The organism is Sphingomonas pruni NBRC 15498 (genome assembly GCF_001598455.1).
Classification (GTDB): domain Bacteria; phylum Pseudomonadota; class Alphaproteobacteria; order Sphingomonadales; family Sphingomonadaceae; genus Sphingomonas; species Sphingomonas pruni.
Window position 1 is genome coordinate 1 of sequence record NZ_BCYZ01000060.1, and the last position, 12,991, is coordinate 12,991.

At 64.7% G+C, this 12,991-nt stretch carries 9 protein-coding genes; 7 read left to right on the plus strand and 2 right to left on the minus strand.

Annotated features, from left to right (window positions below):
* Window positions 1-80: 80 nt before the first annotated feature.
* Window positions 81-674: a PadR family transcriptional regulator gene (locus tag SPR01S_RS16050; RefSeq protein WP_066591220.1), complete on the minus strand. Its 594-nt coding sequence runs from the start codon at window positions 672-674 to the stop codon at window positions 81-83.
* A gap of 340 nt (window positions 675-1,014) precedes the next feature.
* Here SPR01S_RS16050 and SPR01S_RS16055 point away from each other — a divergent pair, with 340 nt between their 5' ends.
* The 7 genes from SPR01S_RS16055 to SPR01S_RS16085 all read left to right on the plus strand — a co-directional run bounded on the left by SPR01S_RS16055 (window position 1,015) and on the right by SPR01S_RS16085 (window position 11,452).
* Complete coding sequence (locus SPR01S_RS16055) at window positions 1,015-2,337, plus strand: replication-associated recombination protein A (RefSeq protein WP_066591177.1); 1,323 nt, start codon at window positions 1,015-1,017, stop codon at window positions 2,335-2,337.
* Window positions 2,330-2,683 (plus strand): MmcQ/YjbR family DNA-binding protein, encoded by a 354-nt coding sequence (locus SPR01S_RS16060; RefSeq protein WP_066591184.1) that lies wholly within the window; start codon window positions 2,330-2,332, stop codon window positions 2,681-2,683. The genes SPR01S_RS16055 and SPR01S_RS16060 overlap by 8 nt, the downstream gene beginning before the upstream one ends.
* Entirely contained in the window at window positions 2,673-3,545 is an 873-nt protein-coding gene (locus SPR01S_RS16065) for a hypothetical protein (RefSeq protein ID WP_066591222.1), read from the plus strand. Before SPR01S_RS16060 ends, SPR01S_RS16065 begins: the two co-directional genes overlap by 11 nt.
* Before the next feature lie 159 nt (window positions 3,546-3,704).
* Window positions 3,705-4,181, plus strand: a complete 477-nt coding sequence (locus SPR01S_RS16070) for an RNA polymerase sigma factor (RefSeq protein ID WP_066591186.1) — start codon at window positions 3,705-3,707, stop codon at window positions 4,179-4,181.
* Window positions 4,178-5,140, plus strand: coding sequence for a FecR family protein (locus SPR01S_RS16075; protein WP_066591187.1), 963 nt, complete (start codon window positions 4,178-4,180; stop codon window positions 5,138-5,140). The genes SPR01S_RS16070 and SPR01S_RS16075 overlap by 4 nt, the downstream gene beginning before the upstream one ends.
* 148 nt (window positions 5,141-5,288) lie before the next feature.
* On the plus strand, window positions 5,289-8,666 hold the full coding sequence (locus SPR01S_RS16080; RefSeq protein ID WP_169803450.1) for a TonB-dependent receptor: 3,378 nt from the start codon (window positions 5,289-5,291) through the stop codon (window positions 8,664-8,666).
* A gap of 65 nt (window positions 8,667-8,731) precedes the next feature.
* The gene (locus tag SPR01S_RS16085) at window positions 8,732-11,452 is read left to right on the plus strand and encodes a M16 family metallopeptidase (RefSeq protein ID WP_066591189.1); all 2,721 of its coding nucleotides are present in this window, start codon (window positions 8,732-8,734) and stop codon (window positions 11,450-11,452) included.
* Between the two features lie 181 nt (window positions 11,453-11,633).
* On the opposite strand, the gene SPR01S_RS16090 is transcribed toward SPR01S_RS16085, so the two are convergent.
* Entirely contained in the window at window positions 11,634-12,986 is a 1,353-nt protein-coding gene (locus tag SPR01S_RS16090) for a DUF1254 domain-containing protein (protein WP_066591190.1), read from the minus strand.
* Between the last annotated feature and the right edge of the window lie 5 nt (window positions 12,987-12,991).

Below are 12,991 nucleotides of genomic sequence, written 5' to 3' on the forward strand. Positions count from 1 at the left end.
AGGCCCGCATGTAGCTCCCTGCCCTCACCCCTCGGCGCTGACGCGCCTCGACCCTCTCCCAAAGGGAGAGGGTTTTGTACTCAGAGCCGCTCGATCTTCTGCGCGGCCTCGTCGAGTAGCGCGACGATCTGGTGCAGCGCCTCGTCATCGACTTCGCCCGAGTTGAGCCGGTTGACCAGCACCTCGCGAAGATTGCCCATGGCGCGGCGGATCGAAGTGGCATCGACCTTCTGCCGCTCCTCGCCGATCGCGCTCAGTCGGGCGATCAGCGCAGCGACCTGCTCGGCATTGGCTTCGAGTTCGGCAGTGCCGGCATCGGTAACCGCGAACAGCTTCTTGGCGCCCTCGCTCTGCTGCGCCTCGATCAGGCCCATATCGTCGAGCAGGGTGATCGTTGGATAGACCACGCCGGGGCTCGGCGCATAGGCGCCGCCGGTCAGCTCTTCGATCTGGCGGATAAGGTCGTAGCCGTGGCGCGGCTCGTCGGCGATCAGCTTCAAGAGGACAAGGCGAAGCTCGCCACCGTCGAACATGCGCCGCGAACGGCCCTCGCCGCGACCCTCACGGCCGCCGCCGAAACCGCGGCCATGCCAGCCGCGATGGCCCCAGCCGCCGCGCATCGCGTGCTGACCGGGATGGCAGCCACGGCCGCCGTGATGATGATGGGAAAACATGGATTCCTGATTCCTTGGATGCTTCATGATGGCGCCAAGATATATCGTACGGCGAATAGTTCAAGATATATCTTAGAAGTTTTTTCATTCTCACTTCTTCGTCATGCCGGTCCCGTCCCGGCCCACCGGTCCGAAACTAGAAACTCAAGCTTCACGCTGGCGGCACGGTTGACCCCGGGACAAGCCCGGGGTGACGACCGCGAAAAGGCACGCTCTCTGCACCGGTTCGGCCTCGGGCGCAGCGCAGCTCGGATCGGTCCTCGGAAGCACGTACCGGCCCGGCCTATGACGGTAGGAACCTTCGCTGGGATTCCCGCTCTTTCACTCCTATGTTCCCGTTATGGCCGATCTGTTCGCGGGCTTCGAACCCGAAGCCTCTTCCCAGGATGTCCCGAGCGAGGATGCCCCCCTCGCCGATCGGCTGCGCCCGCGCCGGCTGGAAGATGTCGTCGGCCAGGAACATCTGACCGGACCGGAGGGCGCGATCGGGCGGATGGTCGCTGCCGGACGGCTGTCGTCGATGATCCTGTGGGGACCGCCCGGCACCGGCAAGACGACGATCGCGCGGTTGCTCGCCGACGCGGTCGGTCTGCGCTTCGTCGCGATCTCTGCGGTGTTCTCGGGCGTCGCCGACCTCAAGAAAGCCTTCGCCGAAGCGCGCGAGCATGCCCGGATCGGCAAGCGCACCCTGCTGTTCGTGGACGAGATCCATCGCTTCAATCGCGCGCAGCAGGACGGGTTCCTGCCCTATGTCGAGGACGGCACCGTCACGTTGGTCGGCGCCACTACCGAGAATCCCAGCTTCGAACTCAACGCCGCCGTGCTCAGCCGCGCGCAGGTGCTGATCCTCCACCGGCTCGACGCCACCGCGCTGGGCAAATTGCTCGATCGCGCCGACGATTTGATGGGCCGTCCCCTGCCCCTTACCCCCGATGCGCGCGCGGCGATGATCGCGAGCGCCGACGGAGACGGGCGCTTTCTGCTCAACCAGGCAGAGACGCTCTATTCGGTCGACCTGCCCGAACCGCTCGACCCTGCCGGGCTGTCGGCTTTCCTGCAGCGGCGCGTCGCGGTCTACGACAAGGACCGCGAGGGCCATTACAACCTGATCTCCGCGCTGCACAAAGCGGTGCGCGGCAGCGATCCCCAGGCATCGCTCTATTATCTCGCGCGGATGCTCACTGCGGGCGAGGAGCCGCTCTACCTGCTGCGCCGGCTGGTCCGCATGGCGATCGAGGATATCGGCCTCGCCGACCCGCAGGCGCTGGTGCAATGTATCGCCGCCAAGGATACCTATGATTTCCTCGGCTCGCCCGAGGGCGAACTCGCGCTGGTCCAGGCGTGCCTCTATTTGGCGACCGCGCCCAAATCGAACGCCTCGTACAAGGCGATGGGCGCGGCGTGGCGGTCGGCGAAGGAAACCGGATCGCTGATGCCGCCGCAGAACATCCTCAACGCGCCGACCAAGCTGATGAAGGATATCGGCTACGGCAAAGGCTATGCCTATGACCACGACACCGAGGAAGGCTTTTCCGGGTCGAACTACTGGCCCGACGAAATGTGTCCGCAGACGTTCTACGCCCCGAGCGGCCGCGGGTTCGAGAAGCGCATCCAGGAACGGCTCGACTATTGGGACAGCCTGAGGCGCAAGAGCGATGGCTGAGACGCTCGCCGATTGGGATCAAGTCGTCGCCTTTGCGCTCACTTTGCCCGAAACGTATATGGAAAGTTTCTACGGCACCCCTTGTCCCAAGGTGAACAAGAAGGCGTTCGTCTCGCCGGGGCGCGAGGCGGACAGTTTTCACGTCATGAGCCCACACGACGAAAAGGCCGTACTGCTCGAAACCGACCCGGATACCTTCTGGCAGACGCCGCATTACGAGGGCTGGCCCGGTCTGCTGGTGCGCTATGGATCGAGCGATCCCGACCGCGTTCGCACCGTGATCACCCGTGCCTGGTGGGACCGCGCCAGCAAGGCGCAGCGAGCGGCGTTTGGCGATCGGCCCTGATCATTTCGACTATTATGCGGCGATCGACTGGTCGGGCGCGGTCGGACCGGTGCAGCGCGGCATCGCGGTGGCGATGTGCGCCCGCAATGGCGGTGCCCCGAATCTGATCGCGCGGCCGGGCGGCTGGTCGCGAACCGCCGTCCTCCATTGGTTGCGCGACGAAATGCCCGAGGGGACACTAGTCGGGCTCGATCTTGGTTTGTCGCTGCCCTTTGCCGATCGCGGGGCCTTCTTCCCTGAGTGGGACGAGAGCCCGGCGAATGCCCGGGCTTTATGGGCGTTGGTCGACCGCATATCGACCGACGATCCACATCTCGCGGCTTCGACCTTTGTCGACCACCCGCAGGCCTCGCGTCATTTCCGTCGCCACGGCGGGCGCGAGGGCGACCAATATGGCGGCGGTCGGGGCCGGTTGCGGATCAGCGAGATCGAGCAACGACTCCAGGGCCTGAACCCGTACAGCACCCTAAATCTGGTCGGCGCGGCGCAAGTCGGAAAATCGAGCCTGACGGGAATGCGCGTGATGCACCAGTTGGACGGCAAGCTGCCGATCTGGCCGTTCGACCCGGCACCGGCGCGGGGTTCGCTGATCGTCGAAATCTATACCAGCCTGGCCGCGATCGCCGCTGGGCGGGCGAAAGGTCGGACCAAGATGACGTCCATCGAGGGCCTTAATAGCGCGTTGGAGACGATCGGGAGCGCGCCTGTCGCGGGAAGCGGTGCGATCGACGATCATAGCGCCGATGTGTTGCTGACCGCTGCCTGGCTGCGCGTCTACGCCCCTCGCCCGGAATTGTGGTCGCCCGCGCGTTTGACTCCCGACCTAGCGCAGACAGAGGGCTGGACCTTCGGCATCACCTAACCGCGTGACGTCCAAAACAAGTACTGCCCAGCCATCCAGCCTTGCAAGCCTGGAAAGTTTTGACGCACAACGGTGTAATGAATCGCCGCCGCACTGCTTTTTTTTGGTCCGCTTTGTCGGGCTTTGGCCCTTCGGTCGTCTAAGAGACGGAGGGACACGATGTCGGCGCTCACGGCGATGCTATCGAAAGCGCGACGTGTGCTGATCCGGCGGGGTGTCCCCGAGCAGGACGCTGAAGAGCTAGTGCAGGAAGCATTTCTCAAGATCGAGCATTTCGAGCGCCAGCACGGCGCACGATCGCGTGAGGCATTGTTGGTGACAACCGCCGTCAACCTGTCGATCGATCGCAACCGTCGCGAGGAGCGGTCGCCGTTCGCGCATGTCGAGGATCCGGGGACGATCGCGGACACGCGCCCCGATCCCGCGCATGTGATCGAGCAGCGCGCACGGCTGCGCCGCGCGAAGAACGGTATCGACGCCCTGCCCGAACGGACGCGTCGAATCCTGCTTCGCCGGCGACTGGAAGGTGCGACCTACGCGGAAATCGCCGCCGACGAGGGAATGACCGTGGCCGCGGTCGAAAAGCAGGTAGCGCGTGCGACACTGCAACTGGTTCAGTGGATGGATGGGTGGTGAATACGAAAGCGTCGCCCCGTGCTGCCGCCGAAGCCGCAGCCTGGGTCGCCAGGCTGCAGGGCGACGCTCGCGTCGCGCAGACCGACGCGGCATTTCAGGACTGGCTGCGCAGCGACCCGTCGCATGAGGAAGCGTTCGAACGCGCCACCGATATCTGGTCGATCATTCCGGGCGCGATGCTGACCGCCGACGACCGGCCGACAGCAGCAGCACGCCGGCGCATCGCCCGTCCTCCCGCATTCGCCGCCCGCCAGCTCGCCCTCGCCGCGTCGCTCTTGCTGGTTTTTGTGGTCGGCGCGACTTTGTGGCTCGCGCGCGCGCCAACCTACACCACCGCCATTGGCGAGCAGAAGGTCACGACCCTGACCGATGGCAGCCGCATCGCCCTCAATACCGACAGCAGCGTACGGGTTCGCTATCAGCCCGGCGAACGGCGCGTCGATCTGGACTACGGCGAAGCGATGTTCGAGGTGGCGCACAACACCGCACGACCGTTCATCGTCCACGCCGGGCCCAAGCTGGTGCGCGCCGTCGGCACCAGCTTCATCGTGCGACGGACAGGCGACGACGTGGTCGTCACGCTGATCCAGGGCAAAATTCAGGTCAAGGACACGCGTTCGGTCACCGGCCGCACCACCTCGCCGACCGTGATGCTTCCCGGCGATCGCCTGACCTCGACCGGCGACGCTCCAGCCAAGCTGGATGAGCAGCCCGCCGATATCGCGACCGCGTGGCGGCGTGGCCAGGCGATGTTCTCCGACATGCCGCTTGCCGCCGCGGCCGCCGACTTGAACCGGTACGGCGGACCGCCGCTGGTGATTGACGACCCTAAGGTCGGGGCGCTTCGCGTGTCCGGCGTGTTCGCCACCAACGACCCGCAGGAATTCGCCCAGGCCGTCGCCGCGCTGCACAATCTTCGCGTCGAAAAATCGGGCGATGGGTTGCATTTAGTGCGCTGAGCACTCCGCAATTACATTTTTATTTCGAGGTCATGTCGGTTTCGCGATGCGGAATCGTCTATCCCAATGAGGCGCCGATGGGCACGCGCCTTCGGGGGAATCAATGCGATCGAAATTGATCTTGGCGGCGCTCGCCGCGAGTTGCAGCATGGTTGGCTACGTGCCGGCCGCTTCTGCGCAGGCGCGCTTTTCGCTCGACATTCCGGCGCAGTCGCTCGATGCCGCGCTGAGCCGGGTCGCGGCGCTGACCGGTACCAATATCGTGTTCGATGCTCAGACGGTGCGCGGCAAGACGTCGCCGGCGCTGCACGGCTCCTTCTCGCCGCGCGACGCGTATGAGGCACTGCTCCGCGGCAGCGGCTTGACCCTGAGCATCACGAAAGGCGGCTCGTACGTCGTTTCCGCTCCGGGCGGTCCGGGGCGAGCCAGCCGCGGCAATTCCGGCATCAGCGGACATCTGGCGCGAGCAGATGGCAGCCGCGCCCTGGCCGGTGCGCTGGTGCGGATCGTGGAGACCAACCAGAGCACCACCGCCGACAACAACGGCAATTTCAGTTTCGCTGATTTGCCGGCGGGCGAATATACGCTGGAAATCTCGTTCCTGGGCTTCCAGACGCTCTCTGAGCGCGTCCGCGTCGGCTCCGGCAAATCGGTCCACCTCAACCTGGCCCTTGCCGAAGGCAAGGAGGACGACGCCACCATCGTGATCTACGGCACCCGCAGTGCTCGCGCGAACGCGCTGAACCTGCAGCGCGCGGCCGAGAACAACTCCGACGTGATTTCGGCCGACGACCTAGGCAACTTCACCGGCACCACTTTTTCTGACGCGCTGCGCCGCGCGCCGGGTGTGTCGTTCCAGCGCGACAGCGTGACCGGCGATGGGACCAACGTGATCGTCCGCGGTCTCGACCCCGACATGAACAACGTGAAGCTGAACGGGCTTCAATTGCCCGTCGGCAACGGCACCGGCCGCTCGGCCGACCTCAGCAATCTGCTCGCGGACTCGGTCAGCAAGATCACGATCAGCAAGAGCCTGCTCCCCAGCCAGGACAGCGCAGGCACCGGCGGCCTGATCGAAATCGAAACGCTCTCCCCGCTCAATCGTCCGCGTCGCTATGCCAACCTGCAGGTCGAAGGCGGCGGCAGCGGCAGCGGCTTCAGCCGCGACTTCCTGGTATCGGGCACGGTGGCGGGCCGGTTCGGCAGCAAGGGCAATTTCGGCCTGAGCGCGTCGGTGCAGTACCGCCGCAACTCGGTGCGCAATATCGGCTATGGCACGGTCACGAAGTTCGGGGCTTTCCTGCCCAATGGCCCGGATGGCCAGCCCACGCTGAAGACGAACGATGCGCTGGATCCGCGCAGCACTTTTCCGTTCGTGCCGGGCGACACGGGTGCCTATGTCACGCAGCTGCAGACGAGCTTCAACCATGTGAAGCAGTCCACGCTCGCGGCGACGCTGTCGGCCGAATGGCAGGTCAGCGCGGGCACCAATTTGAAGCTGGATTATCAGCATTCGCAAGCCACGCGCACCAGCTATTCGTTGACCGATATTTTCGGCGGCCTCAGCGAATATTCCGACATACCGGGCGGCGAAGCGATCTCCGCCCTCCATCTCGATCTGACGCCCGGCAATGCCGGCCTCCAGCGCGAGCAGCAATATGCCTACGATCCCGACGCGCGCATCGTCACCGACACCTACAGCTTCAACGGCAAGTCGACCTTCGGCAAGATCGGGCTGACCTACCTGCTCGGCTATGCGCATGGCAGCGAGGATCATGGCCGCAGCACGGTGCTCGACCTGCGCATGCCGGACAGCGACGCGCAGGCGAACGATTTCCTGCCGGGCGCGACCGATCCCAAGCTTGGCTATATCGTCACCCCCTTCGGGCAGCGCAGCGGCTCCGGCATCCCGATCCCGCTCCTCAGCAGCACGGGATGGGCGCTGATCAACAATCCGTCGCTCTATACGATCGACGACGGCACCGGCCAGATCGACACCACCACCGGCAGCAACGATCGCTACACCGCCAATTTGAGCGGACGGTGGAGCATCGACTTCGGGCCGCTCAAATATATCGAGATCGGCGGCCGCTACGAGCGGACGACCTTCAAGAGCAACCTCGTCCGAACGCAGTTCGGCGGCGGCGCATCGGTCGCCGACCTGGGGCTCGCCTTCACGCCGACCGACCTCGGTCGGATCGGCGTCAACGGCGCGAACTTCACCGCGATGAGCGAAGGCACGCTGGTCAACTTCCTCGACAATATCGACCAGTTCATCGCGCGTGACCCGAACCTGACGCTGATGCCGATCGCGCCCGCGGCTGGCCAGGACAAGCAATCGACCAAGGAAGACAATTACGCCGCCTATATCCAGACCCGGCTTCAGTTCGGCAAGCTCGAGATCATCGGCGGTGTCCGCTACAATCGCACCGATCTCAGCGCGACCAATCTGGTCTTCCCGACCTATATCGGCCCGATCCTGCCGGAGGATGGTGGCGGTTTCGGTGTCGACCTGGCGTTCCAGAACAAGTTCAGCAAGCTGGTGACCGAACGCACGACGGCCGCCGATTTTCTGCCGCGCGTGCTGTTCAACTATCGGCAAAGCGACAAACTGATCTTTCGTGGCGGCTATTTCATGTCGGTCGCCCGGCCGCAGATCGGACAGCTGTCGACCCAGACCCGGATCACCTTCATCAACATCCCGATTCCGGGACCGGACGGGGTCAAGCCGATACTGCAGATCAGTTCGGGCAATCCGAATCTGAAGCCCGCCATCACGCACAATTTCGACCTTAGCGCCGAATATTATGACAAGATCGGCATCATCAAGCTGGGCTTGTTCTACAAGCGGATCAAGAACCTGCTTCAGGCCAACCAGACCAACGGTCCGGCCAACCTCGCCAATATCACGCTGCCCGACAGCCCGTATTTCCAGGGCGCGCCCTATTTCGATCCGGCGCATCCGGAGAATTACTTCATCAACGGCGGCTCACCGATCAACAGCGATCATATCGCCGAAATCTGGGGTATCGAGGGGCAGATCGAACGCCGGTTCGACTTCCTGCCGGGCGCACTGAGCGGGTTTGGCATCTTCGCCAACTATACCTACACCAAATCGAGCCGGTGGCAGCAATATAGCTGGGCCTATGCCCCGACCGGACAGAACAACATCTACGAATTCTCGAACCTGCCGTTCAACCAGCAGCCCAAGCATTCCGGGACGGTCTCCTTGACCTACAACAAATATGGGATCGACGCGACGCTCGCCTACAGTTTTCAGTCGTCTGTGCTCGACAATTTCATTCCGCGCGGTCTGAGCGTCTACGACAAGGGCGTGCAAACCCTCGATTTCCGCGGGGAATATTATTTCGACAAGCGCCGTCACTACCGTGTCTATATCGAGGCGTCGGATCTCTTGAAGGGCGTGGGCACGCCCGACGTCCAACAGCTTCAAGCCGGATATTATACCCGCGCCACGTATCTGGGCGGCCGCAAGTTCAAGATCGGCACCTCCGTCAGCTTCTGAACCTCCTCCCCAACCATGCCCGCCCGTGCACGCACGGGCGGGCATCATGCTTCAGGACTCCTTCGATGAAAGCCTTCACGTTGATTGCCCTTGCCGCGGCGCTGGCGTCGTCCACGGCAATGGCTCCCGCCCGCGCGCAGGAAGCGATCCCCTATACGGAATTCTCGCTGCCCAACGGTCTGCGCGTCGTGGTGCACGAGGATCACACCACGCCCAAGGTCGCGGTCGCGGTCTGGTATCACGTCGGGTCGATGAACGAGCCTCAGGGCAAGTCGGGCTTCGCCCATTTGTTCGAACACCTGATGTTCAACGGGTCGCAGCATTACGACAAGGAATACATGCCGCCGCTGCAGGAGATCGGCGTGTCCGGCGTGAACGGCGCGACGTCGCTCGATCAGACCTATTATTACGAGATCGTGCCGACCGGTGGTCTGGAGCGCGCGCTGTGGCTGGAATCCGATCGCATGGGATATTTGTCCGGGGCGATCAGTCAGGCCAAGCTCGATGAGCAGCGCAAGGTCGTGCAAAACGAGAAGCGCACGCGCGAGAACACGCCTTATGCCCTGATGGATCAGCACGAGGCCGCGGCGCTGTTCCCCCTCGGCCATCCCTATCACCACCCGACGATCGGCTCGATGGAGGACCTCAACGCCGCGTCGCTGGACGACGTGAAGGGGTGGTTCGCACAATATTACGGCGCCACCAACGCGGTTGTCTCGCTTTCGGGAGACGTGACGGTCGAGCAGGCCAAGGCGCTGATGTTGAAATATTTCGGTAGCGTACCCACCGGCCAGCCGATCAGCCGCACCACCGCCTGGGTGCCCGCGCTCGCCCGCGACAAGTCCGAAGTGATGACCGACGACGTGCCGCAGACAGCGATCGCGTTCAATTGGGCCGTGCCCGGCCGCGGCACGCCGGAGGCGCCTGCGCTGGAGCTTGCCGGCCAGATGCTCGGCCGCGGCAAGAGCTCCCGGCTCTACCGCATTCTCGTCCAGGAAAAGCAGCTCGCGACCTCGGCATCGGCCAGCTATGCGGCCTATGCCGTCGCCGGCATCTTCTCGATCGATCTTCGTCTGAAACCCGGCGTCGACCGCGCCGTCGCCGAGGCCGCCGCGCGTCAAGTGCTGACCGACTTCCTCGCCACGGGACCGACGCCGACCGAATTGCAGCGGGTCAAGGCGAGCGCCTATGCCGACAATGCCCGTGCGATGGAGTCGATCTATGTGCGCGCCATGGCCCTCGCCGATGGTGAGGTGTTCACCGGGGATCCCGGCAATTATGCCGCCGATCAGCGCAAAACCCAGGCTATGACCGCTGCCGCCGTGAAGGCTACCGCCAGCGACTGGCTGAAGCGACCGTCCTACACGCTGACCGTCCTGCCGTTCGGCACCAACAAGGCGGTCGCGGATATCGCCGATCGCACCAAGCTGCCACCGCTCGGCCCCTCCCCCGCGCTCAAGCTGCCGGAGGTGCGCGAGACCCGGCTTTCGAACGGCATTCGCGTGGTGCTGGCCGAACGGCCGCAAGCGCCGACCGTCGAGCTGGCGATGGTGTTCGACGCCGGCCGTGCGTCCGAGCAAGGCGCGAAGCCGGGCATCAACGGCTTTACGCTCGGCGCGATGGATGAAGGCACCGCAACGCTGACCGCTCAGCAATTTGCCGACCGCCAGGCGATGCTCGGGGCACGCATCTATGCGACCGGCGACGTCGACACGACCAACTTCGCGCTGTCCGCGATGCCGCGGGCACTGGGCGACAGCATCGCCCTTTGGGCCGACGAGATCCGCAACCCCGGCTTCCGCGCGGCCGATCTCGAGCGGCAGCGGGCGATGCGGCTCTCCGCGCTCTCGCAGTCGCTATCCGACCCCAATGACATTGCCGGCCGAGCCTTCGCCAACCTGCTCTACGGGCCGGATCATGCCTATGCCGTGCCGCTCGGCGGCCGCGCCGACGCGCTGAAGTCGATCACTCGTGCCGATGTGCTCGATTATTATGCGCACTGGATCCGGCCGGACAATGCGACGATCTACGCATCGGGCGGCACCGATCTGGCGACGCTGAAGGCCGCGCTGGAAAAATCGTTCGGCACCTGGACGGCGCCTGCCGCGCCGAAGGGCACCAAGACGCTCGGCACGATCGCGGAGGCCAAGGCTCCGCGCATCGTGCTGATCGACAAGCCCGGCGCGATCCAGTCGGTCATCCGCGTCGGACAGGTCATCGCGCAGGGCGGCGACCCTCGCGAGTTCGACATCGAGGCGATGAACGACGTGATCGGCGGCAATTTCACCGCGCGCCTCAACATGAACCTGCGCGAGGACAAGGGCTGGACCTATGGGGCGAGCAGCTACATCGACGAGGCGCGCGGGCCGGAAGCGTTCGGTGTCACGACCAGCATCCAGACCGACAAGACCGCCGAAGCACTGAGCGAGATCGACAAGGAACTCCACGCGATCCGCAAGGACAGGCCCGCAACGCAGGCCGAGATCGACCTGATCGGCAAGGGCCAGGTATTGGCGCTGCCCGGTCAGTTCGAGACCAATCAGGCGATGGTCGGCTATCTCCAATATGTGAACCGGTTCGGCCGGCCCTATGATTGGATCACGACGCTGCCGGCCAAATATTCCAATCTGCGTCCTGCCGCCGTCACCGACATCGCTCAGCTACTGCATCCTGACGCGCTGACCTGGATCGTCGTCGGCGACCTGTCGAAGATCGAGGCCAAGGTGAAGGCGCTGAACCTCGGCCCGGTCGAAGTATGGGACGCCGAGGGGCACCGGCTGCGGTAACCCGTTCGAAAGGTCCGCGGGGATGCCGGGTCGCGTACCGGCATCCCCGCCGATCGAGACCGAAATGCGGATGTGGAATCCGCTGACTCCGGCGGGGACCGCTCGCATGGTCATGCTTCCGTCGTCCACCGACGGGCCGCGAGCAGCTAGTCTTCGATAAATGCCATCGTCCTCGCGATATTTATTGCGCCGACACGCGCTCCAGCGGCGGAACACGCCACTTGCGCTCGATCAGCGCATGCTCGGGCAGGTACGCGCGCAAGGCCAGCCGCATCGGTCCGGCCGGCGCCGGCAGCCAGTTGGCGGCGAGCGGCCCTTTGGGCTGGTCGTGCTGGATCAGGATGTCGATGCTGCCGTCGGGATTTCGCACAAGGCCAGGCGTACGGTCGCCGATCGAATAACGGTGGATCGGATTGTCGACCAGGAAATAGCGGCCATCGGCTTGCGGATCGTACATCGTCAACGACCAGAAACCGCGCACCGGCACACCGCCCGGCGGCACCCGCCAGCGATAGGCGTGCTCCCCGCTCAGCCGCGCGCCGCCTTTCTCGAAATTGGCGTGAAAGTACATCGCCTCGCGTTCGCCGAGCGCGGCGATGCCGCCAAGCGCGATCATCGCGCGCAGATGGTCGTCGGCGCCGAACTCGCCGACTCCGCGCGGCTGATAGCTCCAGCCGTCCGACACCAGGTCGCGGAACAGGAAGCCTTCGCGCAAGTCGGCGACTCCCGTCGGCAGGTAGTCGCCCCACCGTTTGAGCAGCGCGGCGGACTGCGGCCCGTCGATGCCTATGCCGAGGGCGCGGAAGCGCACGGCTCGAGCGAACTGCCCCTTACCGCCGGGCGAGCGGCGCAGCATTTCGTTTACGACCGCCAGGAACAGCGCCGGATCCTGCGGCACCGGCGTCGCCTTGGTCGTGAAACCGCGCGCGGGCGAGCGGCCCGGCGGCACGATCACCTTCACCTGTGCCTGGATCGCTTTCGCCTTTTCCAGGTCGGCGGGGCCATCGACCAGCGTGCGCGCCAGCATCCAGACGTCGTTGCTGCTGGACCGGAACAGCGTAACGCCAGCCGGCGCGCGGCCGGCCCATTGCGGTCCGGCGATCCAGAAGCGTCCACCACGCCCATTCGTCGCGCGCGTGCCGATATAGGCGAAATTGTCAGTCAACGCGTCCATGAAGGCGCAGGAGAAATATCGGTCGCGCACGTCCGGCACCTGCACCTCGACAGGCCCCGCGGACAAATCGAGAAAGGCGGACGAATAGATCGTGTCGTTGTTCGGGGCCGTCACGTTACGGGAGCTGGCGTCGGCGAGCTGCACGCGCTGCTTGACGATGTTGATCAGGCCCGACTGACCCACGCATTGCGCTATCGTCTGCTCGCTGCGCGCGAATTCGTAGAGCGGATAGGCGAAATAAAACGCTGCACGGAGGTCGGCATCGCCGTCCTCGGCGCGCAGACGCCCGCCGATCGCGACCAGTGGCAACGCCGTCGTCGCGCGCAACAGGTCGCGCCGTGCGAGCTTGATATCGATCATCGTCT

Excerpts from the sequence above, each read along its gene's own strand:
- SPR01S_RS16055 (WP_066591177.1), top strand. The coding sequence starts at position 1,015 with ATGGCCGATCTGTTCGCGGGCTTCGAACCCGAAGCCTCTTCCCAGGAT.
- SPR01S_RS16070 (WP_066591186.1), top strand. The coding sequence starts at position 3,705 with ATGTCGGCGCTCACGGCGATGCTATCGAAAGCGCGACGTGTGCTGATC.
- SPR01S_RS16060 (WP_066591184.1), top strand. The coding sequence starts at position 2,330 with ATGGCTGAGACGCTCGCCGATTGGGATCAAGTCGTCGCCTTTGCGCTC.
- SPR01S_RS16085 (WP_066591189.1), top strand. The coding sequence starts at position 8,732 with ATGAAAGCCTTCACGTTGATTGCCCTTGCCGCGGCGCTGGCGTCGTCC.
- SPR01S_RS16050 (WP_066591220.1), bottom strand. The coding sequence starts at position 674 with ATGTTTTCCCATCATCATCACGGCGGCCGTGGCTGCCATCCCGGTCAG.
- SPR01S_RS16090 (WP_066591190.1), bottom strand. The coding sequence starts at position 12,986 with ATGATCGATATCAAGCTCGCACGGCGCGACCTGTTGCGCGCGACGACG.
- SPR01S_RS16080 (WP_169803450.1), top strand. The coding sequence starts at position 5,289 with ATGGTTGGCTACGTGCCGGCCGCTTCTGCGCAGGCGCGCTTTTCGCTC.